Annotated in this window: 21 protein-coding genes; 6 read left to right on the forward strand and 15 right to left on the reverse strand. The window is 71.7% G+C overall.

The features are described from left to right. Positions 1 to 28: 28 nt before the first annotated feature. Entirely contained in the window at positions 29 to 1,417 is a 1,389-nt protein-coding gene (locus ACWCO8_RS36740; RefSeq protein ID WP_451035860.1) for an FAD-binding oxidoreductase, read from the forward strand. A gap of 7 nt (positions 1,418 to 1,424) precedes the next feature. Here ACWCO8_RS36740 and ACWCO8_RS36745 read toward each other — a convergent pair whose 3' ends face one another. The 3 genes from ACWCO8_RS36745 to leuA form a co-directional block, all read right to left on the reverse strand. Next, on the reverse strand, positions 1,425 to 2,117 hold the full coding sequence (locus tag ACWCO8_RS36745) for a TerB family tellurite resistance protein (RefSeq protein ID WP_362006395.1): 693 nt from the start codon (positions 2,115 to 2,117) through the stop codon (positions 1,425 to 1,427). A gap of 123 nt (positions 2,118 to 2,240) precedes the next feature. Next, positions 2,241 to 3,536 (reverse strand): choice-of-anchor A family protein, encoded by a 1,296-nt coding sequence (locus tag ACWCO8_RS36750; RefSeq protein ID WP_451035861.1) that lies wholly within the window; start codon positions 3,534 to 3,536, stop codon positions 2,241 to 2,243. 181 nt (positions 3,537 to 3,717) lie between these two features. Further along, positions 3,718 to 5,481 carry a 2-isopropylmalate synthase gene (gene leuA / locus ACWCO8_RS36755; protein ID WP_451035862.1) on the reverse strand — a complete coding sequence of 588 codons (1,764 nt, stop codon included), beginning with the start codon at positions 5,479 to 5,481 and terminating at the stop codon, positions 3,718 to 3,720. Positions 5,482 to 5,776: 295 nt separating this feature from the next. Here leuA and ACWCO8_RS36760 point away from each other — a divergent pair, with 295 nt between their 5' ends. The 3 genes from ACWCO8_RS36760 to ACWCO8_RS36770 all read left to right on the forward strand — a co-directional run bounded on the left by ACWCO8_RS36760 (position 5,777) and on the right by ACWCO8_RS36770 (position 9,101). Continuing rightward, positions 5,777 to 6,823 carry a M4 family metallopeptidase gene (locus ACWCO8_RS36760; RefSeq protein ID WP_451035863.1) on the forward strand — a complete coding sequence of 349 codons (1,047 nt, stop codon included), beginning with the start codon at positions 5,777 to 5,779 and terminating at the stop codon, positions 6,821 to 6,823. A 12-nt stretch (positions 6,824 to 6,835) separates the two neighbouring features. Beyond that, a complete protein-coding gene (locus tag ACWCO8_RS36765) occupies positions 6,836 to 7,099 on the forward strand; it encodes a protealysin inhibitor emfourin (protein ID WP_451035864.1) in 264 nt (87 codons plus the stop codon). A 91-nt stretch (positions 7,100 to 7,190) separates the two neighbouring features. Beyond that, positions 7,191 to 9,101, forward strand: a complete 1,911-nt coding sequence (locus tag ACWCO8_RS36770) for an exo-alpha-sialidase (protein WP_451035865.1) — start codon at positions 7,191 to 7,193, stop codon at positions 9,099 to 9,101. A 22-nt stretch (positions 9,102 to 9,123) separates the two neighbouring features. Here the strand turns inward: ACWCO8_RS36770 and era are convergent, their stop codons facing one another. The 7 genes from era to ACWCO8_RS36805 all read right to left on the reverse strand — a co-directional run bounded on the left by era (position 9,124) and on the right by ACWCO8_RS36805 (position 15,550). Continuing rightward, positions 9,124 to 10,074, reverse strand: coding sequence for a GTPase Era (gene era, locus ACWCO8_RS36775; RefSeq protein WP_451035866.1), 951 nt, complete (start codon positions 10,072 to 10,074; stop codon positions 9,124 to 9,126). Between the two features lie 41 nt (positions 10,075 to 10,115). Further along, entirely contained in the window at positions 10,116 to 11,111 is a 996-nt protein-coding gene (locus ACWCO8_RS36780; protein ID WP_451035867.1) for a WxL protein peptidoglycan domain-containing protein, read from the reverse strand. A 71-nt stretch (positions 11,112 to 11,182) separates the two neighbouring features. Then, positions 11,183 to 12,526 carry a beta-xylosidase gene (locus tag ACWCO8_RS36785; RefSeq protein WP_451035868.1) on the reverse strand — a complete coding sequence of 448 codons (1,344 nt, stop codon included), beginning with the start codon at positions 12,524 to 12,526 and terminating at the stop codon, positions 11,183 to 11,185. A 235-nt stretch (positions 12,527 to 12,761) separates the two neighbouring features. Continuing rightward, a complete protein-coding gene (locus ACWCO8_RS36790) occupies positions 12,762 to 13,244 on the reverse strand; it encodes a hypothetical protein (RefSeq protein WP_451035869.1) in 483 nt (160 codons plus the stop codon). 203 nt (positions 13,245 to 13,447) lie between these two features. Beyond that, positions 13,448 to 13,810: a cytidine deaminase gene (locus ACWCO8_RS36795; protein WP_451035870.1), complete on the reverse strand. Its 363-nt coding sequence runs from the start codon at positions 13,808 to 13,810 to the stop codon at positions 13,448 to 13,450. A 27-nt stretch (positions 13,811 to 13,837) separates the two neighbouring features. Then, positions 13,838 to 14,578, reverse strand: coding sequence for a hypothetical protein (locus ACWCO8_RS36800; RefSeq protein ID WP_451035871.1), 741 nt, complete (start codon positions 14,576 to 14,578; stop codon positions 13,838 to 13,840). A gap of 150 nt (positions 14,579 to 14,728) precedes the next feature. After that, positions 14,729 to 15,550, reverse strand: a complete 822-nt coding sequence (locus tag ACWCO8_RS36805; protein WP_451035877.1) for a helix-turn-helix transcriptional regulator — start codon at positions 15,548 to 15,550, stop codon at positions 14,729 to 14,731. A gap of 158 nt (positions 15,551 to 15,708) precedes the next feature. On the opposite strand from ACWCO8_RS36805, the gene ACWCO8_RS36810 reads away from it, so the two are divergent. Beyond that, complete coding sequence (locus ACWCO8_RS36810) at positions 15,709 to 17,133, forward strand: MFS transporter (protein WP_451035872.1); 1,425 nt, start codon at positions 15,709 to 15,711, stop codon at positions 17,131 to 17,133. Positions 17,134 to 17,141: 8 nt separating this feature from the next. On the opposite strand, the gene ACWCO8_RS36815 is transcribed toward ACWCO8_RS36810, so the two are convergent. The 5 genes from ACWCO8_RS36815 to ACWCO8_RS36835 form a co-directional block, all read right to left on the reverse strand. Beyond that, on the reverse strand, positions 17,142 to 17,495 hold the full coding sequence (locus ACWCO8_RS36815; protein ID WP_352187912.1) for an MmcQ/YjbR family DNA-binding protein: 354 nt from the start codon (positions 17,493 to 17,495) through the stop codon (positions 17,142 to 17,144). Further along, positions 17,492 to 18,793, reverse strand: a complete 1,302-nt coding sequence (locus ACWCO8_RS36820) for a hemolysin family protein (RefSeq protein WP_451035873.1) — start codon at positions 18,791 to 18,793, stop codon at positions 17,492 to 17,494. The genes ACWCO8_RS36815 and ACWCO8_RS36820 overlap by 4 nt, the downstream gene beginning before the upstream one ends. A gap of 19 nt (positions 18,794 to 18,812) precedes the next feature. Next, a complete protein-coding gene (gene ybeY / locus ACWCO8_RS36825; protein ID WP_362006436.1) occupies positions 18,813 to 19,316 on the reverse strand; it encodes an rRNA maturation RNase YbeY in 504 nt (167 codons plus the stop codon). Positions 19,317 to 19,325: 9 nt separating this feature from the next. Then, positions 19,326 to 20,351: a PhoH family protein gene (locus tag ACWCO8_RS36830; RefSeq protein ID WP_362006439.1), complete on the reverse strand. Its 1,026-nt coding sequence runs from the start codon at positions 20,349 to 20,351 to the stop codon at positions 19,326 to 19,328. A gap of 164 nt (positions 20,352 to 20,515) precedes the next feature. Then, positions 20,516 to 21,631, reverse strand: coding sequence for a carbohydrate kinase family protein (locus tag ACWCO8_RS36835; protein WP_451035874.1), 1,116 nt, complete (start codon positions 21,629 to 21,631; stop codon positions 20,516 to 20,518). A 294-nt stretch (positions 21,632 to 21,925) separates the two neighbouring features. Here ACWCO8_RS36835 and ACWCO8_RS36840 point away from each other — a divergent pair, with 294 nt between their 5' ends. Then, a complete protein-coding gene (locus tag ACWCO8_RS36840) occupies positions 21,926 to 23,260 on the forward strand; it encodes an MFS transporter (protein WP_451035875.1) in 1,335 nt (444 codons plus the stop codon). Positions 23,261 to 23,470: the final 210 nt, after the last annotated feature.

Consider the following 23,470-nt stretch of genomic DNA (forward strand, 5'->3'; position numbering starts at 1 on the left):
CACCGCTCCCCCGGCCTAGAACGGGTGCATGGACACCACCGACCCCCTCACCCTCACCACGAACTCGCTGGACACCCTGCGCGGTGCCGTCCGAGGCGCGGTCGTCGTCCCCGGCGACCCCGACTACGACGAGGCCCGCGCGGTCTACAACGCCATGCACGACCGGCGGCCCGCCGTCGTCGTCCGGGCCGCGGACGCGGGCGACGTGATCGCCGGCGTGCTCTTCGCCCGGGACCACGGGCTGCCGCTCGCGGTCCGGGGCGGCGCGCACGCGGTCGCCGGGTACGGGACCGTCGACGACGGGCTCGTCGTCGACCTGTCCCCGATGCGCTCGGTGCGCGTCGACCCCGTGGCCCGTACCGCCCGCACCGAGGGCGGCTGCACCTGGGCCGACTTCAACCACGCCACGCACGCCTTCGGCCTTGCCACCACCGGCGGGGTCGTCTCCACCACCGGCATCGCCGGGCTCACCCTCGGCGGCGGCATGGGCAACCTCGCCCGCCGCTACGGCCTGAGCTGCGACAACCTGATCGAGGCCGACGTCGTGACCGCCGACGGCACCCTCGTCACCTGCGACGCCGAACGGCACCCCGACCTCTTCTGGGCGTTGCGCGGCGGCGGAGGCAACTTCGGCGTCGTCACCTCGTTCGTCTACCGGCTGCACCCCGTGGCGGACGTCCTGGGCGGCGTCGCGTTCTACCCGCTCGACGCGGAGGTGGCCCGCCGCTGGCGCGATCTGGTCGCCGACTCACCCGAGGAGCTGAACACGATCTTCGTCATGGTGCTCGGCCCGGACATGCCGTTCCTGCCGGAACGCTGGCACGGCCGCCCGCTCTGCGGCCTGGTGACCTGCTTCAGCGGCCCGCCCGCGGAGGACGAGAAGGTGCTCGCGCTCCTGGACGACCTGGGCCCCGTCGTCGGCAGGTTCGTGGAGCGGATGCCGTACCCGATGGTCAACACGCTCTTCGACGAGGACCTGCCGCCCGGGCTCTACCACTACTGGAAGGGGAACTTCAGCCGCGATCTCACCGACGGCGCCCTCGACGTCCACATCCGCTACGGCGCGACCCTGCCCTCGATGGAGAGCGACACCGCGGTCTTCCCGATCGACGGCGCGTGCCACCGCGTCGGCCCCGAGGAGAGCGCCTTCGCCTACCGCGACGCCCACTTCTCCGCCGCGTTCGGCACGACCCACACCGACCCCGCCGACAACGAGGCGAACATCGCCTGGACCCGCGCCTACGACACGGACCTGCGGCCGCACACCGAGGAGGCCGGCTACATCAACTTCATGGACACCGACGACCAGGACCGCGTGCGGGCCAACTACCGGCAGAACTACGACCGGTTGCGGACGGTGAAGCGCCGCTACGACCCCGGCAACCTCTTCCGCCTCAACCACAACATCGCGCCGTGAGCGGAGCTCAGAGCAGCGTCCGCGCCGTCGCGAGCAGCCGTGCCGTGTCGTCCGCGCAGAGCGCGAGCGCGTTGCCGACCGTGTTCAGGACGTCCCGCTCCGAGGGGCTGTACGCCCCGTCCGCGAGTGCGATCCGCGCCCCCTGGAGCAGGATCGACTCCCGTCCGGAGGCGGCCAGGTGCGGGGCGAGCGGCTCCAGGGCCTCGTGCAGCTCGATGGCGAGGGCCGCGCCCCCGCAGTCCGCGTCCGGCAGGAACCGGCCGGTGTCGGCGGCGAGCGCCTCGACCAGGTCCGTGAGCTGGACGCCGGTGCACTCGTCGTACCCGGCGGCGCGGACCGCCGCGACGGCGGTGTCCACGGCCGTACGGGACGAGGTGCCGCCCGCCGCGAGGACGGCGAGGGCGACCGTGTGCACGGCGTCCCGCAGCATCGCGGCGAAGCGGCTGGTGGTGGGGTGGTCGAGGGCGTCGGTGCCGAAGTGCGTGTGACAGCCCGCGCACTCGATGACCGGACCCGCGTGGCCCCGGGGCAGCAGCGGCACGCCGAGGACGGCGAACCGCCGGCGTCCGGTCCGGCGGCGGTAGTTGCGGTCCCCGCCGCATTCCTCGCAGAAGAACTCGCCGTCGCCGACGGTGTTCCAGGAGGTACGAATGCCGCAGAGGGTTACTTTTCGTCCACGTGACTCTCGGGCAGACAGCACGCCGCACCTCCCTTGACGAACCGGCGACTTTGCCGACGTGGGGAGTGATGTTAGCCACATCCTTGATGCGGCGTCAGCACCCCGTCAGCAGATCGCCATCGACTTGGCCGAGACGCGCCATCGTCAGGAGGCCCGCCCACGGCGCCTGCGCACCGAGTACGCGACGAATCCGAAGCCCAGGGCCACGGTCGCGACGGCCACCCCCACGACACCCGGTCCGAACGCGGATCCGGTACTGGCGAGATCACCCTCAGGGGTGGTCGGGGAGGGCGCGGGGGTCCCGGGGGCGCTGCTCTCGGCGGGCGTCGAGGGGGACGCGGACGGCTCCCCCTCCTTCACGCCAGGCTCCTCCGGCTTGGGCTGCTCCGGGACGACGGTCGGCGTCGGCTTCGGCTCCTCGGGCGTGACGGGGGCGCCCGGCTCGGCGTTCTTGGGCAGGCAGCCGGTGAAGGTCATCTGGTGCGTCTCGGCGCCGGGCACGGAGAGCAGCTCCTCGGCGACGACCGAGCCGTTGACATGGCCGGGGCCGACGCCCTTGCCGCCCAGCTCCACCGTGGCGTTCGGCGCGAGGATCGTGCCGGGCCAGGAGGTGTAGTTCTTCTTCACGCTCGCGGCCTGCGGGAAGTTCCACAGCAGCTCGGAGCGGACCTGCTTGAAGGCCAAGCTGCCGGCCGCGTAGTCGTCCTGGACGAAGCGGCCCGCGGTCTCGTCCCAGAGGTTCACGCCGTACGTGGGGGTGGCGCCCATGTCGTACGAGGTGCCGATCACGTTGACGAGGGTGGTGGCGCCGGCCGGGACCTTGACCGAGATCTCGGCGGCCTTCTGGAGGTCCTCGGCGGCGACGGCGAAGACGTTGAGCTCCTTGTCGGTGCCGGTCAGGAGCAGCCCGTGGGAGCCCTGGGGCACGGTGACGGTGCCGTTCGGCCGCGCGGCCGCCCAGCCCGCGGAGAGGCTCCGCAGGGTGGCGAACTCCTTGCCGAAGTCGATCGGGGAGGTCGGCGATGCACCGCCGGCGTGCCGTCCGTCGACGGCGAAGTTGGCGGTGGAGCGGTCGTCCAGCTTTCCGTAGACGGCACTGCCCTTGGAGACGACGACCTGGTTGGCGTGGAGCGTGCCGGCCACGACGAGGCTGCGGCCGCCCGGGAGCTTCGCGAGGTCGGCGTCGGTGAGCCGGGAGCCGACGGAGAAGCCCTGGTTGGTGGCGCCGTCGCCGAAGTACGCGTCCCCGCCGACCGCGACCGCGCCCTCGGAGTCGGAGAAGCGGGTGGAGTCCTTCTCGACGAACTCGGCGTAACCACCGGCCGCACCGAGAGGGGCGCACGAAAGGGTGGCCGTCGGGGTGGCGGAGGCGGCCGGGGCCCCGAGCAGGGCGGTGCCGGTGACCGCGAGGACAGCGGCCACGGCGGCGGGCGTACGCATGGAGGAACTCCAGGTCAGGGAGTGCGGAAGGGGGTCGTCCGAGTGGACGAGCCGACCTTCCGGCACTCCCTGATGTGGCGTCAACTACCCGCACATACGGGTAATTGGGGCACCGTCGACGCTTCTCCCTTAAGCCAACCTGAAGGGGTGACGGAGATCACGTTTCGACGGGATGCCCGGGTCAGCGCGCGGAGCGGTTGACCGCCGAGATGACGGCCTTCAGCGAGGCGCGCGTGGTGTTGGCGTCGATGCCGATGCCCCACAGGACCTGGCCGTCGATGGCGCACTCGATGTACGAGGCGGCCTGCGCGGAGGCGCCCTCGCTCATGGTGTGCTCCTGGTAGTCCAGCAGTCGGGCGTCCACGCCGATCGCCTGCAGGGCGGCGAAGAAGGCGGAGATCGGACCGTTGCCGGAGCCGCTCAGGACGGTGTCGACGCCGTCCACGACCGCCTCGACGGTCAGGGTGTCGGTGCCGTCGGTGTCGGAGGTGGTCTGGCCGGAGCGCAGCTGGATGCGTCCCCAGGCGTTGCCCGGGTTGGGCAGGTACTCGTCCTGGAAGACCGACCAGATCGCGGCCGGCGTGACCTCGCCGCCCTCGCTGTCCGTCTTCTGCTGGATGATCTTCGAGAACTCGATCTGCATCCGGCGCGGCAGGTCCAGCTTGTGGTCGTTCTTCAGGACGTACGCGATACCGCCCTTGCCGGACTGCGAGTTGACCCGGATGACGGCCTCGTAGGAGCGGCCGACGTCCTTCGGGTCGATGGGCAGGTACGGCACCGCCCACTCGATCTCGTCCACGGTCTTACCGGCGGCGGCCGCGTCGGCCTCCATGGCGTCGAAGCCCTTCTTGATGGCGTCCTGGTGGGAGCCGGAGAAGGCGGTGTAGACCAGGTCGCCCGCGTAGGGGTGGCGCGGGTGGACCTCCATCTGGTTGCAGTACTCGCTGGTGCGACGGATCTCGTCGATCTGCGAGAAGTCGATCTGCGGGTCGACGCCCTGCGAGAACAGGTTCATGCCCAGCGTCACCAGGTCGACGTTGCCGGTCCGCTCGCCCTGCCCGAACAGGCAGCCCTCGATGCGGTCGGCGCCGGCCATGATGGCCAGCTCGGCCGCGGCCACCGCCGTACCGCGGTCGTTGTGCGGGTGGACCGACACGCAGATGTGCTCGCGGCGGGTCAGGTTCCGGGACATCCACTCGAACCGGTCCGCGTGCGTGGAGGGCGTCGAACGCTCCACGGTGGCGGGCAGGTTGAGGATGATCTCGCGGCCCGGGCCCGGCTGCCAGACGTCGCAGACCGCCTCGCAGACCTCCAGGGCGAAGTCCAGCTCGGTGTCGGTGAAGATCTCGGGGCTGTACTGGTAGCCGAAGATCGTCTCCGGGCCCAGCAGCTTCTCCGCGTACTCCATGACCAGGCGGGTGCCGTCCACCGCGATCTGCTTGATCTGCTCCTTCGAGCCGCGGAAGACGACCCGGCGGAAGGTGGGCGCGGTGGCGTTGTACAGGTGGACGGTGGCGCGCTTGGCGCCGACCAGGGACTCCACGGTCCGCTCGATCAGGTCCTCGCGGGCCTGGGTCAGTACGGAGATGGTGACGTCGTCCGGGATCGCGCCCTCTTCGATGATGGAGCGCACGAAGTTGAAGTCGGTGTCACCGGAGGACGGGAAGCCGACCTCGATCTCCTTGTAGCCCATGCGCACCAGCAGGTCGAACATCTCGCGCTTGCGGGCGGGGCTCATCGGGTCGATCAGGGCCTGGTTGCCGTCGCGCAGGTCGGTGGACAGCCAGCGCGGGGCCTTGGTGATCCGCTGCTCGGGCCAGGTCCGGTCGGGGATCCGTACCTGCTCGTACTGGCCGTACTTGTGGATCGGCATCCCGGACGGCTTCTGCAGCTGCGTCGCGTTGGTGATCGGCGTGGGGCGGCTGACGAACGGAGACTGGGACATGTGCGTTGGGCTCCTCGGGTCCAGCAAGAAGGACGGCCGACTGTCGAACGCAACACCAGGTCCCGCGGGGAGGGGGTCGGCCTACGACTACAGGCCCTCGCCGCGGCAGCTAAGGAGAAGCAGCCCGAAACGCATGATGTGCCGCAGCCTAGCTGAGGTCCGCCGAGCGCGGACATCTCGGTCCAGTATGCGGGACGGCCGGGAACGAAAATAGGAATAGGTGACGAATCACTCCATTTCGCGGATCATGGTCGCCTCTAGTGACAGTCACGTAACCCAGTGCCACATTGCTGGGATGACTACCGTCTTCTGCACGATCGTGCCCCCGCACCTCCTGGAGCACCTGGCCGCGTCCGACAACCCGGCCGTCGCCGCGACCGCCCGGCGCACCCTGGTCGCCGACGCGGCGAACCGGACCGGCCGCCTGCTGTCCCGCCCGGCCACGCCGACCGCCGTGGCGCCGGGCGCCGAGTCCGCCCGCCCCCGGCGGACCGTCTACGACGCCCAGGGCGCCACGGAGCTGCCGGGCGTGACGGTCCGCGAGGAGGGCCAGGAGGCGACCGGGGACGCCACCGTCAACCGCGCGTACGCGGGGCTCGGCGCCACCTTCGACCTCTTCCTGAAGGCCTTCCAGCGGGACTCCATCGACGGCGCGGGGCTGCCGCTCCTCGCGACCGTCCACTACGACCGGAACTACGGCAACGCGTTCTGGAACGGCGAGCAGATGGTGTTCGGGGACGGCGACGACGAGATCTTCCTCGACTTCACGCTCCCGGTGGACGTGATCGGCCACGAGCTGGCGCACGGCTTCACGCAGTACACGGCGAACCTGGAGTACTTCAGCCAGTCCGGCGCCCTGAACGAGTCCGTCTCGGACGTCTTCGGCTCGCTGGTGAAGCAGTACGGCCTCGGCCAGAGCGCCGACCAGGCCGACTGGCTGATCGGCGAGGGCCTCTTCCACCCGAACGTCCAGGGGACGGCGCTGCGCTCCATGAAGGCCCCCGGCACGGCGTACGACGACGACGTCCTCGGCAAGGACCCGCAGCCGGGCCACATGGACGACTACGTCCGCACCAGCCGGGACAACGGCGGGGTCCACATCAACTCGGGCATCCCGAACCACGCCTTCTACCTGGCGGCGACGGAGCTGGGCGGCAAGGCCTGGGAGCGGACCGGCCAGATCTGGTACGACGTGATGACCGGCGGCACGCTCACCCCGGAGACCCGCTTCACCGAGTTCGCCACGGCCACGGTCGCGGCGGCGAAGGCCCGCTACGGCGACGGCGCGGAGATCCAGGCCGTCCTGAAGGCCTGGGCGGCCGTCGGCGTGCCGACCGACTGATAGACCTGCCCCATGCGTATTCGAGTGCGGCGCACGGGCGGTTTCGCGGGCATCGAACGGTCGGCCGAGGTGAACACCTCCGGCCGGCCGGACGCCGGGGAGTGGGACGAGCTGGCCGCGACCGTGGTCCGGGAGGGGGACGGCGAGGTGCGGGGCGTGCCGGACGGGTTCTCGTACGAGATCACCGTCGACGGCGCGACGGTCCGCTGTGGCGATCCGCGACTGACGGAGGCGCAGCGGACGCTGATCGAGAGGGTGCTGAAGGAGGGAGCGTAGAGCTCCCCGGAGCGCTGACCTCCAGTTTTCGTGGCTCCGCACTCGATCAACTCCCCCTCGCCGTCCGGGCATTCGTGCGAACATACGAACCATGCCTAATGATCATCTTCTGTCACGGGGCGCCCGCCGCGGGGTGCTGAGCGCGTTCGCACTCACCCTCCTCGCCGCCGGCGCGCTCGCTCCCTCACCGGCCTCCGCGGCCGAACCGGCCATCAACCCCAAGGTCTCCACGCCGTTCGAGATCGGCGTCGACGCCGGCTACGCGTGCTTCCGCATACCCTCCGTGGTCAGGACGGCCTCCGGTGACCTCCTCGCGTTCGCCGAGGGCCGGGTCAACGACTGCACCGACGACACGCACATCGACATCCTCGTGAAGCGGTCGACGAACAACGGTCAGAGCTGGGATCCGGCGGCCAAGGTCGTCGTCGGCGCCACCGACGACCTCGCCCACGGGAACCCCTCGCCCGTCGTCGACGCCGCCAGCGGACGCGTCTCCCTCGTGTACGCCTCGTCGAAGGTGCACGACCGCGGCAACCGCACCGTGAGCGTCGTCAACAGCGAGGACGGCGGCACCTCCTGGAGCGAGCCCCGGCAGCTGCCCACGTACAAGAAGGCCGAGTGGGGCTGGGTGTCCGTCGGTCCCGGCCACGGCATCCAGCTGACCCGTGGCGCGCACAAGGGGCGGCTCGTCGTCACCGGCGACCACAAGAACAAGGACAATCTGCGCGCCGGCGCGCAGCTGTACGTCAGCGACGACGGCGGCCAGAACTGGACGCTGGGCGGTTACACCGACACGCCCGCGGTCGCCCCCGCGGGCAGCACGGCCGTCCCCCAGCAGGCGGGTGAGGTCGCCGTCGTCGAGCGGACCGACGGGTCGCTGCTCTTCAACGCGCGCGACCGGCTCTCCTGCGGCTACAACGAGCGGCGGCTCGACGCCGAGTCGACCGACGGCGGCGACTCCTTCACCCGCGGCTTCGAGCCGGTCGGGGATCTCGACTCGCCCCCGGTCTTCGGCTCGCTGCTGCGCCTGAACGCCACGGACACCGGTGACGCGGGCAACCGCATCCTGTACTCCGGCTCCTCCAGCACGGGCAGCACCGTGACGGACCGGCGGGACCTCACGATCCGCTCCACCACCGACGAGGGCAGGACCTGGTCGGGCACCGGCACGGTCGTCGCGCCCGGTTTCGCCGGCTACTCCGACCTGACCCTCCTGGCGCCCGGCACGGTCGGGATGGTCTACGAGTCGGCCCTGAGCCACCCGCACGGGCGCTACATCCGGTTCTCCTCCTTCACGGACGCCCAGCTGAAGGCCCAGGAGACCGTGGTGCGCGAGCAGCGCACCACCGACTCCGCGGGCGACCACCGCGACTCCCCGGCCGTCCAGGGCGGGCCGACGCAGACCACCCGCGGCGCGGGCAAGGCGCTCGCGCTGGACGGGGTGGACGACCACCTGCAGACCACGTCCTGCTCGACGGACCTCCAGATCGGCGCGGCCGACTTCACCCTGACCGCGTGGTTCCGCTACTCCGCGACGAGCGGTGCGCACCCGATCCTGTGGACCTACGGCCAGGGCCCGGACGCGCCGCAGTTCTGGCTGCGGGCGGAGCCCGGCAACGGGCGGATCCACGGTCTGGTGGACACCGGCGCGGGTCGCGACCACGTCGACGTGGCGGTGCCCGGCGCGTACAACGACGGTTCCTGGCACCTCGCCGTCCTCACCCGCGAGGGCAAGCAGCTGCGGCTCTCGGTGGACGGCGGAACGGCCGCCGTCTCCGCCGCCGGCGCGGACGCGAGCGGCGCGATCACCCCGGCCGACCCGCCGGTCCTCCGGGTCGGGACCCGGCCGGACGGACTGGAGCACTTCGCGGGGTCGCTGGACGAGATCCGGCTCTTCGCGCGTGCCCTGACCCCGGCCGAGGCCGAGGCGGCGGGCAACAGCGCGGTCGTCGACGCGACCACGGAACGGTTCCGCCTGGGCTTCTCCGCCCTGTGGAACTGACGGCCCCGGGGGCCCCGGCCCCCTAGAAGCCGAGCTTCCTGAGCTGCTTGGGATCCCGCTGCCAGTCCTTCGCGACCTTCACGTGGAGGTCGAGGAAGACCGGGGTCCCGAGCAGCGCCTCGATGTGCTTGCGGGACTTCATGCCGACCTCCTTGAGGCGGCTGCCCTTCGGGCCGATGATGATGCCCTTCTGGCTGGGGCGCTCGATGTAGACGTTCGCGTGGATGTCGAGGAGCGGCTTGTCGGCCGGGCGGTCCTCGCGCGGGATCATCTCCTCGACCACCACCGCGATCGAGTGCGGCAGCTCGTCCCGTACGCCTTCGAGGGCGGCCTCGCGGATCAGCTCCGCGACCATGACCATCTCGGGCTCGTCCGTGAGGTCGCCCTCCGGGTAGAGCGGTGGGGACTCCGGGAGGAGCGGGATCAGCAGGTCGGCGACCAGCTGGACCTGCTTGTCGCCGACGGCCGAGACCGGCACGATCTCGCGCCACTCGAAGCCCAGCTCCTTGGCGAGCTGGTCGACGGCGATGAGCTGCTCGGCGAGCGTCTTGGAGTCGACCAGGTCGGTCTTGGTGACGATCGCGACCTTCGGGGTCTTCTTGATCCCGGCCAGTTCCTTGGCGATGAAACGGTCGCCGGGGCCGAGCTTCTGGTCGGCGGGCAGGCAGAAGCCGATCACGTCGACCTCGGCCCACGTGGTGCGCACGACGTCGTTCAGCCGCTCGCCGAGGAGCGTGCGCGGCTTGTGGAGGCCGGGCGTGTCCACCAGGATCAGCTGCGCGTCCGGGCGGTGCACGATGCCGCGCACGGTGTGCCGGGTGGTCTGGGGCCGGTTGGAGGTGATCGCCACCTTCTGGCCGACCAGAGCGTTCGTGAGGGTGGACTTGCCCGCGTTGGGGCGGCCTACGAAGCAGGCGAAGCCGGCCCGGTGGACGGCTTCGGATTCTTGGTTACGAGCGCTCATGGGGGCCATTCTCCCCGATCCCCGGCCCCCTCACGTACCTCGGGACGTACTCAGCCCGCGACGGAGCCCGCTCGGACCGCCTGGAACCGCCGGACCCGCAGCGCGATCAGCGCCACGCCACCCCCGACGAGCACCACCCCGGCGGCCAGCCACGGCAGCGCGAGGAAGGAGGCCCGACCGGACTCCCGTACGTCCTTCGCGGTGGCCGTGAGCGTCACCTCGCCCCAGTCGAACTGCGGCGAACCCGTCCACCGCTCGGTCAGCCGGATCTTCTGCCGGGGCAGCAGCTCGGACGGGATCTTCGCCAGGTCGCGGGCGAGGAGCGTGCGGCCGAAGACGCCCTCGGCGCGCAGGGCCACCTTGGGGTTGAGGGTCACGTTCCCCCGGTTGTGGAGCGTGTACGAGATGACGGCGCTGGACGTGCCCGCGCCGGGGACCAGCGGCCGGTCCTGGTCGAGGGTGACGTCCTCGACGGCGAGGGCCGGGACGGTCGGGCCGTTGACCCGGAGGTAGACCCGGGCCCCGACCGCGCGCTGGACGCCGACGGCGACCGAGCCTCCCCCTAGGACTTCGTCCTGGGGGGACCCCCACCCGGCCTCGATCCGCTCGTCGAGGGCGACGACGGCGCCGGGGTGGTCGCCGGGCTCGGCGTCCTCGGGGACGGTCAGGGTGTACGGCACGGTGACCTTGGAACGGGGCGGGACGGTCACCCGGGTGCGCTCGGGCTTGATCCAGGCACCGGCGCCGGTCTGCTTCTCCTGGCTGGTGCGGACGGCGAAGCCGCCGTCGCGCTCGGTGTTGTACGCGTCGGCTCCGTAGAGCCGGAAGGTCAGCGGGGCCCCGGTCTTGTTGGCGACGGTGACCTGGTCCCTCACGGTCGTACCGGGGTCGGCGGAGAGATAGAAGTACGGCCGGCTGCCGAGTTCGGAGGCGGCCGGGTAGACCGCCCACTCGCCGTTCTCGGCGGCCTGGGCGGCCGGGGCCACCGCCACGCCGAGCAGCGTGAGCGCCGCCGCGAGGAGGAAGACGTAGAGCTTGCTGCGCACGGTGCGGAACCCCCCAAGGTTGGTGCGGGCCGACCGGGTGCGCGCCCGGCCCGCGGTGTGCGTACGGCGGATCAGCTGAGCGTGAGCGTCAGGACGCCCGCGTACGCACCGGGCGCGGTGAACGCCGGGACGTCGAGGGAGACCTTGGCGTCGACGGTGAACTCGCCGCCGGTGAGCGTGCCGTTCGGGGTCGAGGCGAGGGTCGCCCCGCCGCTGCCGACCGCGCCCGCCGAGCCGGGTACGCAGGTGCTCGGGCTGCCGGCCTTGGTGGTGCAGGCCGGGGTCCAGCTGAGCGCGCCGGCGCCGATGGAGCCGCCGGGGCCGGTGAAGTCGGTGACCTTGCCGGTCAGGGACCAGCCCGCGGGGCCGCCGCGGAAGTCCTTGACCGTCACCGTCTTCAGGTCGCCGGTCGCCGCGCCGCCCTGACCGAAGTCGACGGACGACAGCTGGACCGCGTCACCGGCCTGGGTCATCGACAGTTCGCCCGCCGTGACGGCCGCTGTGAGCTTCTGGCTGTTCGGCGGCTGCGGGGTGTCGTCGATGACGGTGTACGCGGCCGGTCCCGCACCCTTCTCCGGGTCCCAGGCCGCCCCCTCGTACGCCACGATCCCCGTGGTCGCCTTGTCGTTGACCTTCAGGCGGGCGACGAAGCCGCCCTCGCTGTCGGTCGTGACGGTCATCTTGTCGGCGGTCTCCGCCCCGCCGGCCCGGCCGACGACGGTGACCTCGGCGAGCGGGGTGAACTTGGCGCCGGTCACGGTGACCCGGACGCCGGGTGCGCCGGAGGCCGCGCCGAGCGAGACGTTCCGCTCGTTGGCGCCCGGCTGCGCGCTCGCGACGACCGTCTCGGAGACGGGGGCGGGCGGGTTGAGGACCGTACAGGGGGTGTCCAGCTCCATGATGTAGCTGGTGTGGATGTTGTAGTCACCGGGCGAGAGCGTGATCGAGCCGGGCGCGGTGACCGTGAACGTGCCGGTCATCGAGAACGACGGGAACGTGCCCTTGCCGGGGACCGGCGGGTTCTTCTTCGGCCCGGTCACGGTGACCGCGCCGGTCTGGGCGCCGCCGAGGGCGACCTTGCCGGTCGGGGTCATGATGTCGGCGGGCAGGGCCAGGTCGACGGGGTTCGAGGCGGCCGGCTTGGTGATCGTGTACGTCACCGTGACGGTGTCGCCGACCTTGGGCGTGGCCTTGTCGACCGTGATCTGGGCCTTGGTGATGCCCTCGATGGGCGGGATGCCGGCGATCGGCGGCGGTACGCAGCGGGTGGGGAATTCCACCTCCTGCGACGCGGTCCCCAACGCGCCGGCCGGAGACGCCAGCGCGCCGCCCGCTGCGAACACGAGGGCCGTGGCCCCGAGAGCGGCGGTCCAGCGCCGTCTTCGGGTCCGGGTCCGGGTGGGCGAAAGTGCCATGTGTGCCCCCTCCTGAGGGATGAGAGGGCGCCATTGACGGCTGCGGGCCAGGAGAAGTCAATGGAATCGAAATGCACCGACTGATGACCCATCAGATACTGTCAAGATCGACGTTTCGCCTGTTCACAGGGGGTGTCACGGGAGGGCCTTGACGGGCGCAGCACAGGTACCGGCGCCGCCTGTGGCGACGCCGGTGAAGGAACGGAGGAGCGGTGGAACGGAGGAGCGGGTCGCGCTAGAACACGAACGGGCCGGGCGACTGCGACGTGACCGCGTCGCAGTTCACGGCGACGCCGAAGATCGTCATCGTCAGCGCGGTGCCGGCGAAGTACGAGTTGAGACTGTCACCGGTGGCCACCGTCCCGCTGAGGGGGCCGATGGTGACGGACTGCTGCGCGGCCAGTGCCGGGTTCTTCTGACCGCTGAACACGCGGGTGCCGCCACCGCCCTTGGCCATCGTGAGCTGGGCGTTGATGGTGTCGGCCCCGACCGCGACCGGCGTCTTGACGGCCGAGGTGAGGGTGATCGTCGCGGCGGTGCCGCTCTGCGTGGCCTGGAGGGTGGCGAGCCCGCCGCCCCAGATCCCGCAGTCGTACGTGGCCGTGGCGGTGCCCGGCGTCACGGCGCCGGCCGCCGGGGCGAAGGCGAGCGCGGTCGCGGCGAGCGCGCCCGCGAGGACCGCGCCGATGCCTAACCCGCCTCTGCTGATGCCTCTCATGTGGTCGTACCCCTTCCCGATGAAGCACGCAGGGGTGCGGACGCTGCGTGAAGGCGTGAATCTGACGGTCCGTCGGACCGACCGCTGCCATTGATGCGCAACGGGCCGAGGAAGACAAGAGACGTTTCGTTGATTCTTCACAAACACACAAAGGAGGCCCGGCGCACTGCCGGGCCTCCTTCCGTTTCCGTTGTCGAACCGCCTCAGCCCGCCGTGACCGCCGCGCGCAGCTGCCCGTCGGGCCCGGCGAGCAGCACCGGGGTCTCCGGCCCGCCGAGGTCGCGTACGGCCGCGCGGTCCTCGTCCGATGCCGCCTCGGCGTTCGAGACGACGGCCGCGGCCTCCAGGGACTGGGCCCCGCTGGCCACGGCCATCGCCACGGCCGTCCGGAGCGCGCTCAGCTTGAGCGACTCCAGGGCCACGGTCCCGGCCACGTAGGTCCGGCCGGTCTCGTCCCGTACCGCCGCACCCTCGGGCACACCGTTACGGGCGCGGGCGCTGCGCGCCAGCGTGATGATCTTGAGGTCCTCGGCGCCGAGGTCGCCGTGGTCGGGCTGAAGTGTCATGGACCGAGGATAGGTCGGCCCATGGGGTCAGCTCTGGGCGCCCTTGACGAACTTGTCGGTGGCGAGCTTGGCGAAGGTGTCGAAGTCCTTCGCGCCGGCGGTACCGGCCGGGTCGTGCGCCAGCCGGATCACACCGGTGCCCTGGCGGGCGACCAGCAGGTCCACCTCCGTCGCGTAACCGAAGTCGGGGATGCTCAGCTTCACCCGCAGGGCGTGGGCCTCCTCGGCCCCCTGCGGCGCGGTGAGCTTCTTGACGGTGGCCTGGACCTTCATGCCCTCCGCCGTGGCACCGAATCCGGTGCAGCCCTCCAGGGCGCCGCCCAGCTTCGTGACGAAGTCGGTGGCACCGGTGCCCGCGAAGGTCAGAACCTCCTCGTTGAGCGTCGTGCCCGCGCCACGCTCGAAGTCGCCCGAGGCACCGAGCGTCGCACCGGCCAGCTTGTCCGCGAACAGGGCCCCGATCGGCTGGCACTCGGCCTTGTCGACCTTGGTGAGGGTCGGGCCCTTCTCGGCCTTGACGGCCTTCCAGCCCGACGGCAGGTCCTTCAGCTCCAGGACACCGGCCTTCATCTGCGCGGCCGTCAGCGGCGCGGTGGCCGCCGGGGCGGTCGACGGGGCCGCCGACGTCGTCTGCGAGGCGGCCGGCTTGTCGGCGGCCTTGTCCTTCTTGGTGTCGTCCTGGGCCTCGCCGCCACCGCACGCGGCGACGAAGGAGAGTGCGGAGACGGTGAGGGCCGCGGCCAGGCCGTGGCGGATGCGCGTACGCATGATGAGCAGACCCCTTGTGGGTGCGAGCGGGAACGGTACGACCGACACCGGTGGGGGTACGTACGGCCGGAACGCCAGGAGGATAACCGGAGGCTGTGACCCTCCTGTGCGCAGGGGCGCCCCCGCGCCCCCGCGCCCCGACCGCTTCGCTCAGCCCGCGATCGGGTACATCGCCCCGCGCCTGCCCTCCGGGGAGACCAGCCAGGTCAGCTTCGCCTCGGTGTCCGCGAGCGGCAGCGGGGTGTGCATGACGATCGTCAGGTCGGGGCGGGCCGGCACCCGCAACTGCGTCGCCTCCATGTGGAGTTCGCCGACGATCGGGTGCTCGATCCGCTTGCGGAGCTGGCCGCCCGGGGAGATGTCTCGGCGCTCCCACAGCGCCGCGAACTCCTCGCTCACCGCCTTCGCCTCCTCCACCACCGCGCGGAAGCCGTCGTCGTCCGGGCACTCCGAGCAGGCGGCCCGGAACTGGGCGACGAGCTGCGGCGCGAGGCGCTCCCAGTCGGCGGCGCGGGAGCGGTAGAGCGGGTCGGTGAAGAAGGAGATCAGGCAGTTCTGCGAGGTCTCCGGCCGCATGCCAAGGACCACCGAAGCCGACTCGTTGTACATGATCGCGTTCCAGTACACGTCCATGATGTGCGCCGGGAACGGCATCCACGCGTCGATCAGCCGCCGCAGCCCCGCGCACATGTCCCGCGCCGCCGGATCGACCTCGGGCGCGGGCGGGTTGAGGGCGGCGAGGACGTACAGATGGCGCCGCTCGGCCGGGCTGAGCCGCAGCACGCGGGCGACCGCGTCGAGGACCTGCGGGGAGACCGTGATGTCGCGGCCCTGCTCCAGCCACTGGTACCAGGAGACGCCGACGCCCGCGAGGACGGCGACCTCCTCACGGCGCAGTCCCGGCGTGCGGCGGCGGGCGCCGCCGTCCGGGAGTCCGGCCTCGGCCGGGGTGACCCGGGCCCGACGGCTCATCAGGAACTCGCGCAGTTCGCCCAGTCGGTGTGCCTTCGCGGCATCGTTCTCGACCGCTGTCGCCACGGCTCGCTTCCTCCCCCTGGATGCCTGGTGGTGCGACCAACAGGATAAGTACCCGCTCCCCACGGTTGTTCCCGGGCGCCGAGGGTGTGTCCATGGCAACGACCGTCGACTCCCCGACCACAACTCCCACCACCAACACCACCACCCCTGCTCCAGCCGCCCCGCCCGCGCTGAACGGCCGCGCCCGGCTCGTGCTCTTCGTGCTCTGCGCCGCCCAGTTCATGGTGGCGCTCGACTTCTCCGTCCTGAACGTGGCGCTGCCCGTCCTCGGCGCCGACCTCGGCATGAGCCCGTCCGCGCTCCAGTGGGCGGTGACCGCCTTCGCGCTGCCGTCCGGCGGGTTCCTGCTGCTCTTCGGGCGGATCGGCGACCTGTTCGGGCGCAAGAAGCTGTTCCTCGGGGGTCTGGCCCTCTTCGGCGCGGCCTCGCTGCTCGCGACCTTCGCCTGGGACCCGGCCTCCTTCCTCGCCGGGCGGGCCCTGCAGGGCCTGGGCGCGGCGGCGATCGTGCCGACCGGCATGTCCCTGCTGACGACGACCTTCCCCGAGGGCCCGCAGCGGGCCCGGGCGCTCGGCATCTCCGGGACGCTGATGTCCCTCGGCTTCACCATCGGCATGGTGCTCGGCGGGGTCATGACCGACACCCTGGGCTGGCGCTCGACGATGGGGCTGCTCGCCCTGTTCAGCCTGATCGTGCTGCCGCTCGCCCCCGGTGTGCTGCGCGAGTCGCGGACCGCCGAGCGGCCGCGCCTCGACGTGCCGGGCGCGGTGACCGTGACCGGCGGGCTGCTCGCCGTGATCTACGCCCTGTCGACGGCGGCCGAGCGCGGCTTCGGCGGCACGGACGTCCTGGTCACGCTGGTGGGCGGGGTGCTGCTGCTCGCGGCCTTCGTGGCCGTCGAGTCCCGGCACGAGTCCCCGCTGGTCTCACTGCCGATGCTGCGCCGCCGGACGGTCGCCTTCGGCAACCTGGGCGGGCTGGTGACCTTCTCGATGATGTCCACGGTCGTCTTCGTGCTGACCCTGTACCTCCAGGAGACCCTGGGCCTCTCGGCCTTCGGCACCGGCCTGGTCTTCGGCGTGCAGGGCGTCCTGTCGGTGCTCGCCGGATCGCTGGCCTCGAAGATCATCGGCCGGTTCGGCGCCCGCCGCACGCTCGCGGTCTCCCTGCTCGGCCAGGGCGTGTTCGTGGCGACGCTCCTCGGCCTCGGCACGGAGTCGGGCGCGGTCCTCGCGACGGTCGGCGTCTCGCTGGCCAGCATGTTCCACCTGGCCGCGATCATCTCGTACGGCGTGACCGTCACCTCAGGCGTCCCGGACGAGGAGCAGGGCCTGGCGACCGGTCTGGTGACCACGACCCAGCAGGTCGCCCTCACCGTCGGCATCCCGCTGCTGGGCATCTTCGCCACGACCGGCCCGAGCCTGTACGACGGGGTGCGCACGGTTCTCGCGATCGACGCGGCGATCGTCGTCGCGGCGGCCCTGCTGGTCGCCGTGGGCCTGCGGCGGAAGGCCTGAGCCGCTGGCTACGGCCGGTCGAGCCGGAGCCGTACCGCCTTCGGCAGGCCCGCGACCACCAGGTCGTACGAGTCCTCGACCAGCTCCCGGACCATGCGGTCCGGGAGTTCGCCGACGGTCACCGTGTTCCAGTGGCGCTTGTTCATGTGATAGCCGGGGGCGACCGCCGGGTACTCCTCGCGGAGCCTGACCGCCTCCTCCGGCTCGCACTTGAGGTTGATCCGCAGCGGCCGGCCGTCGAGCCAGGACAGCGCGAACATCTTCCCGGCGACCTTGAAGACGGAGGTGTCGGGCCCGAAGGGGAACTCCTCCGTCGCGTCGTTGAACTCCAGGCAGAAGGCGCGCAGCTGGTCGGGCGTCATCCCTCGTCCCCCTTCGGGTCGACCGGTACGGGCTCCACGAGCACCGTCACGATCTTGTTCCGGCGACCCGCCGGGGACTCGGCGGTCAGCCGCAGCGAGCGCCCGTCGGGCAGCTCCACGACCGCCTTGGCACCGGCGATCGGCACCCGGCCGAGGGCCTTGGCGAGCAGGCCGCCGACGGTCTCCACGTCCTCGTCGTCGAACTCGTCCGGGCCGAAGCCGTACAGCTCGCCGAGGTCGCCGATGTCGAGGCGGGCGGTGACGCGGTAGCTGTCCCCGCCCAGCTCCTGGACGGGCGGCAGCTCACGGTCGTACTCGTCGGTGATCTCGCCGACGATCTCCTCGAGGATGTCCTCGATGGTGACGATCCCGGCCGTGCCGCCGTACTCGTCGATGACGACGGCGACGTGGTTGCGCTCCTGCTGCATCTCGCGCAGCAGGTCGCCCGCGTTCTTGGTGTCCGGCACGAAGGTGGCGGGCCGCATCGCCGTCGACACCAGGTCGGACTCGGAGTCACGGTTGATGTGCGTCTTGCGGACCAGGTCCTTCAGATACACCATGCCGACGATGTCGTCCTCGTTCTCGCCGGTCACCGGGATCCGGGAGAAGCCGGAGCGCAGCGCGAGGGTGAGGGCCTGACGGACGGTCTTGTACCGCTCGATGCAGACGAGATCGGTGCGCGGCACCATGACCTCCCGTACGAGCGTGTCGCCGAGCTCGAAGACGGAGTGCACCATCCGGCGCTCGTCGTCCTCGATCAGCGACTCCGACTCGGCCAGGTCGACCATGGCGCGCAGCTCGGCCTCGGAGGCGAAGGGGCCCTTGCGGAAGCCCTTGCCGGGGGTGAGCGCGTTGCCGATCAGGATGAGCAGCTGCGGGATCGGGCCCATGATCCGGGCCAGCGGCAGCAGCACGTACGCGGAGGCGGTCGCCGTGTTCAGCGGGTGCTGGCGGCCGATGGTGCGCGGCGAGACGCCGACCGCGACGTACGAGACCAGGACCATCACCGCCATGGCGACGAGCAGGGCCTCCCAGGTCTCGGGGAACTCCTCCAGGCACGCGTACGTGACGAGGACCCCGGCCGCCATCTCGCAGGCGACCCGGACGAGCAGCGCCACGTTGAGGTAGCGGGTCGGGTCGGCGGCGACCTGCGCCAGCTTCTCGGCGCCGCGCCGCCCGGACCGTACGGCCTCGGCGGCGCGGAAGCTGGAGACGCGGGCGATACCGGCCTCGGCGCAGGCGGCGAGCCAGGCGACGATCACCAGCGCGACCGCTCCGAGGATGAGCGATGCGTTCATCGGGGGCCCGATCCCCGGGTCAGGAGACGGTGGGCGCCGGCGAGGGGCCGGTGAGGCCCTTCTCCGCGCGCCAGCCGTCGACGATGGCCGCCTGGAGGCCGAACATCTCGGCCTTCTCGTCCGGCTCCTCGTGGTCGTAGCCGAGCAGGTGCAGCACTCCGTGGACGGTCAGGAGCTGGAGCTCCTCGTCCATGGAGTGCTGCGTCGGCGCGTCCTTGCCCTGCTGGGTGGCGACCTCGGGGCAGAGCACGATGTCGCCGAGGAGCCCCTGCGGGGGTTCCGCGTTGTCGTCGTCCTTCGCCGGCGGACGGAGCTCGTCCATCGGGAAGGACATGACGTCCGTCGGGCCCGGGAGGTCCATCCACTGGATGTGGAGCTGCTCCATCGCCTCCGCGTCGATGACGATGATCGAGAGCTCGGAGAGCGGGTGGATGCGCATCCGCGCGAGCGCGTAGCGGGCGATGTCGAGGATCGCCTGCTCGTCGACCTCGGTTCCGGACTCGTTGTTGACGTCGATCGACATGGTGCTCTTCTACTGCTTCCCGTTGCGGCTGTCGTACTGCTCGTACGCGTCGACGATACGGCCGACGAGCTTGTGCCGGACGACATCCTGGGAGGTGAGCATGGAGAAGTGGACGTCCGGGACGCCGTCCAGGATGTCCCTGACCTGACGGAGACCGCTCTTGGTGCCGCCGGGCAGGTCGACCTGGGTGATGTCACCGGTGATGACGATCTTGGATTCGAAGCCGAGCCGGGTGAGGAACATCTTCATCTGCTCGGGGTTCGTGTTCTGCGCCTCGTCGAGGATGATGAACGCGTCGTTGAGCGTCCGGCCTCGCATGTACGCCAGCGGCGCGACCTCGATCGTGCCCGAGGCCATCAGCTTCGGGATCGAGTCGGGGTCGAGCATGTCGTGCAGCGCGTCGTAGAGCGGCCGCAGGTACGGGTCGATCTTCTCGTAGAGCGTGCCGGGCAGGAAGCCGAGCCGCTCACCCGCCTCGACGGCCGGCCGGGTCAGGATGATCCGGGTGACCTGCTTGGACTGCAGGGCCTGGACCGCCTTGGCCATGGCCAGATACGTCTTGCCGGTGCCCGCGGGGCCGATGCCGAAGACGATCGTGTGCTTGTCGATCGCGTCGACGTACCGCTTCTGGTTGAGGGTCTTGGGGCGGATGGTGCGACCGCGGCTGGAGAGGATGTTCTGCGTGAGCACCTCGGCCGGGGTCTCCTGGCCTGCCTCCGCCTTGCCGTTCTCGCTCGCCCTGAGCATGGCGATCGAGCGTTCCACTGCGTCCTCCGTCATCGGCTGTCCGGTGCGGAGCACCAGCATCATCTCGTCGAACAGGCGCTGGATGAGGGCGACTTCCGCCGCCTCTCCCACAGCGCTGACCTGGTTGCCCCGGACATGGATGTCGGCCTTCGGGAACGCTTCCTCGATCACACGCAGGAGTGCGTCACCGGAACCGAGAACGGTCACCATCGGATGCTTGGCGGGGACGGTGAAGTAGGCGCGGGTCTCGCCCGGCGCGCCGTTGGGGGCTGTGGGTGTCTGAGTCATGGGCCGGCACTGTGGCCTGCACATACCTCCCGTTGCAGGGTTCTCGCTGCTCGACAACCTCTGGGATACCAAGCCTACGACTTGGCACCGACAAGGCCGAGGGCTTTTACGAGGCGTGAGCGCCGCTCACGGGGAGGGTCGCGAGGGGGGTCACGACGGGCGGCTCACGACGGGGCGGCGCGGAACCCGATGGTCGGGACCGCCCGGCGCAGGGGCCAGGGGCGGGTGGCGGCCGGGAGCATGCGTTCGAGGAAGGCGTAGCGGGCGCGCAGCGCCTCCGGGTCCTGGCAGACGTGTTCCTGGACGTGCTCCCACCAGGCGGCGACCTCGCCCCAGCCGGGGGCGGAGAGCGAGCCGCCGAACTCCTGGACGGAGAGCGCGGCGATGAGCCCGGCGAAGGCGAGCCGGTCGGCGAGCGGCCAGTCCGCGAGCGTGCCGGTGACGAACCCGGCCACGAAGACGTCCCCGGCGCCGGTCGGGTCGAGGGCGGAGACCGCGATCGCGGGCACCTCGGCGGTCTCGCCGGTGGCCCCGTCGACCGCGTAGGCGCCCTCGGCACCCAGGGTGACCACGGCGTAGCGGACCTTGTCGGCGAGCGCCCTGGCGGCGGCCCTGGGGCAGTCGGTACGGGTGTAGCGCATGGCCTCCTGGGCGTTGGGCAGGAAGGCCTCGCAGTGCTCCAGGTCGGTCAGTCCGCGCAGGTCCCAGCGGCCGGTGTCGTCCCAGCCGACGTCGGCGAAGACCTTCGCGCCGCCCCGCGCGGCCCGGGCGACCCACTCCTCGGACCGGCCGGGCACGAGCGAGGCGACGGCGGCCCGGGCGTGCGGCGGGTAGGCGGGCAGGGCGCCGTCCAGGGGCGGGGCCTCGTGGCCGTGGGAGACCATCGTGCGCTCGCCCTCGTACGCCATGGAGACGGTGACCGGGGAGTGCCAGCCGGGGACGGTCCGGGAGAGCGAGAGGTCGATGCCCTCGCCCTGCTCCAGGGCGTCCCAGCAGTACTCGCCGTAGTGGTCGTCCCCGAAGGCGGCGGCGAGCGAGGTGCGCAGGCCGAGGCGGGCGAGGGCGGTGGCCATGTTGGCGACGCCGCCGGGGCTGGACCCCATGCCCCTGGCCCAGGACTCGGTGCCGCGCACGGGGGCGCTGTCGAGGCCGGTGAAGATGATGTCGAGGAAGACCGTGCCGGTGAGGAAGACGTCGCAGGCGGGGTCGGTGGGCTCGCGCAGGCGCCCCAACGGGTCGACGCCCGCGTCGTGTTGCTGGTCTCCTCGTGCTGTGGTCACGGCCTGCTCCCGTCCGTGGTGCCGATCAGGCCAGTGTGCCTGATGGGGGCGGGGTGACCGGGGTGACGCGGGACGGAAAACCGGCGTCGTCTACCCGGCACTCCACCCCCCAAACCCCATAGTGACCCAGATCACAAATAGATTGGGGCCTTTCCTTCCTCTTCGGGCTTCTCGCGGCCCTCGGTCACTTGATACGAATAGCCCCGCGACCCCGCAGTCGACGGATCCCGCGGTCAAGGATTCCCGTTCGCACACCGGGCGCTCCTCCCTTGCCCCGCCGTTCCTGGAACGCCCATGTCGTCGCGCCCGCGTGCCCTGGGGCCCCTCGTGGCCCTGTTCACCGCCGGTTATCTCGCCCCGTACCTCCTCCCGACCGTCGTCGGCAGACTCTCCGCCGGGCTCGGCCTCAGCCCGGCCCAGGCGGGCCTGGTCGGCTCGGTCCTGCTCCTCGCCTCCGCCTCGGCCGGCTTCACCCTGGCCTCCCGCGTGGAACGGCTCGGCCCGCGCCGCGCGGCCCGGATCGGCCTCGGCGCGATGGTCCTCGGCTACGGCTCGGCCGCGCTGACCACGAGCGTGCCGCTGGTGGTCGGCGGGGCGGTCGTGGGCGGCTTCGGCTCCGGTACGGCCCTGGCGGTGGCCGCGGCCGGCATCGCCGCCCAACGGGACCCGCACCGGGCCTCCACGCTGGGCCTGCTCACGGTCTCGGCGACGGCCGGCGCGCTCTACCTCACGCTCCCCCACCTGGGGAGCGGCCACGGTCTGCCGTTCGCGTCGATCGCGCTGGCGGCGGCGCTGGTCTGGCCGCTGACGGCGGGGCTGGGGGCGGGCGGCGTCTCTCGCCCCTCGCCGACGCCGACGCCGACCACGGCTGAGGCGACCCCGCTCCCCCACCGCCGCTCGGGCCTGGTCCTCGCCGCGGCGATCCTGTGCTGGTCCATGGCCCAGAACGCCCTGTGGGGCGTGAGCGGCCGGATCGGGCTCACCCAGGCCGGGCTGAGCGAGGTCACCGTCGGCGCGGTCTTCGCGGTGGCCCTGGGGGCCGGGCTCGCCGGCGTCACGGCGGCCGGTGCGCTCGGCTCACGCCTGGGCCGGGCGGCGCCGATCGGGGCGGGCACGGCGATCATCGCGGTCTGCGTCCTTGTGAGCTCGGGCGCGGAGAGCCTGCCGGCGTTCGCGACGGGCGAGGTCCTCTGGAACGTCTTCTACCCGGTCGTCCTGTCGTACCTGCTCGGCCTCGCCGCGTCCCTGGACCCGCGCGGGCGGTGGGCGGTGCTCGTGGGCTCGGCGTCCTCGCTGGGCGTGGCCTGCGGCCCGGTCACCGGCAGCGTCCTGTCCGAACAGTTCGGCTACCCGGGCATGGGCCTTCTCCTGTGCGCCCTGCTCCTGCTGGCGGCGGCCCCGATGACGGCGGTCGCCCTGCACACCTCGGGCCGCCCCCTGGTCCCCGGCTCCATCCGCCGCCGAGGCGGCGCGGCGGCGGCGGTCCTGGCGGGAACGACGGGCTCGACGCCGGGCCTGGTCCCCCAGATGGGCGCCCCGGAACAGCCGGTCACGGAGATCCCGGTCCCAAGCGGCTCCGGCGCAGCCCAACGCGCCTTCCGCCTGGCCCGCCCAAGCGACCGGGGCTGACGGCAACTGGGGCTCCGCCCCAGGCTCCCATTTCCAGCCTCGCCGGCGTTTGAGGCGCGGGGTCCGGGGCGGAGCCCCGGTTCGGGAAGGGGCGGGGTGGGGAAAGGGCCCGCCGCAGGCGCCCCCCCCCCCCCCCGCCCCCCCGCCCCCCCCCCCCCCCCCACCACCCCCAAAAAAAAAAAAAAAACACCAAACACCCAAAAGCGAAAG

The organism is Streptomyces sp. NPDC001927 (assembly GCF_053594455.1).

What these genes read in the sequence shown, in the direction of transcription:
- ACWCO8_RS36740 (WP_451035860.1), top strand. Translation starts at nt 29, where the DNA reads ATGGACACCACCGACCCCCTCACCCTCACCACGAACTCGCTGGACACC.
- ACWCO8_RS36750 (WP_451035861.1), bottom strand. Translation starts at nt 3,536, where the DNA reads ATGCGTACGCCCGCCGCCGTGGCCGCTGTCCTCGCGGTCACCGGCACC.
- leuA (WP_451035862.1), bottom strand. Translation starts at nt 5,481, where the DNA reads ATGTCCCAGTCTCCGTTCGTCAGCCGCCCCACGCCGATCACCAACGCG.
- ACWCO8_RS36760 (WP_451035863.1), top strand. Translation starts at nt 5,777, where the DNA reads ATGACTACCGTCTTCTGCACGATCGTGCCCCCGCACCTCCTGGAGCAC.
- ACWCO8_RS36765 (WP_451035864.1), top strand. Translation starts at nt 6,836, where the DNA reads ATGCGTATTCGAGTGCGGCGCACGGGCGGTTTCGCGGGCATCGAACGG.
- ACWCO8_RS36770 (WP_451035865.1), top strand. Translation starts at nt 7,191, where the DNA reads ATGCCTAATGATCATCTTCTGTCACGGGGCGCCCGCCGCGGGGTGCTG.
- era (WP_451035866.1), bottom strand. Translation starts at nt 10,074, where the DNA reads ATGGCCCCCATGAGCGCTCGTAACCAAGAATCCGAAGCCGTCCACCGG.
- ACWCO8_RS36785 (WP_451035868.1), bottom strand. Translation starts at nt 12,526, where the DNA reads ATGGCACTTTCGCCCACCCGGACCCGGACCCGAAGACGGCGCTGGACC.
- ACWCO8_RS36790 (WP_451035869.1), bottom strand. Translation starts at nt 13,244, where the DNA reads ATGAGAGGCATCAGCAGAGGCGGGTTAGGCATCGGCGCGGTCCTCGCG.
- ACWCO8_RS36795 (WP_451035870.1), bottom strand. Translation starts at nt 13,810, where the DNA reads ATGACACTTCAGCCCGACCACGGCGACCTCGGCGCCGAGGACCTCAAG.
- ACWCO8_RS36800 (WP_451035871.1), bottom strand. Translation starts at nt 14,578, where the DNA reads ATGCGTACGCGCATCCGCCACGGCCTGGCCGCGGCCCTCACCGTCTCC.
- ACWCO8_RS36805 (WP_451035877.1), bottom strand. Translation starts at nt 15,550, where the DNA reads ATGAGCCGTCGGGCCCGGGTCACCCCGGCCGAGGCCGGACTCCCGGAC.
- ACWCO8_RS36810 (WP_451035872.1), top strand. Translation starts at nt 15,709, where the DNA reads ATGGCAACGACCGTCGACTCCCCGACCACAACTCCCACCACCAACACC.
- ACWCO8_RS36815 (WP_352187912.1), bottom strand. Translation starts at nt 17,495, where the DNA reads ATGACGCCCGACCAGCTGCGCGCCTTCTGCCTGGAGTTCAACGACGCG.
- ACWCO8_RS36820 (WP_451035873.1), bottom strand. Translation starts at nt 18,793, where the DNA reads ATGAACGCATCGCTCATCCTCGGAGCGGTCGCGCTGGTGATCGTCGCC.
- ybeY (WP_362006436.1), bottom strand. Translation starts at nt 19,316, where the DNA reads ATGTCGATCGACGTCAACAACGAGTCCGGAACCGAGGTCGACGAGCAG.
- ACWCO8_RS36830 (WP_362006439.1), bottom strand. Translation starts at nt 20,351, where the DNA reads ATGACTCAGACACCCACAGCCCCCAACGGCGCGCCGGGCGAGACCCGC.
- ACWCO8_RS36840 (WP_451035875.1), top strand. Translation starts at nt 21,926, where the DNA reads ATGTCGTCGCGCCCGCGTGCCCTGGGGCCCCTCGTGGCCCTGTTCACC.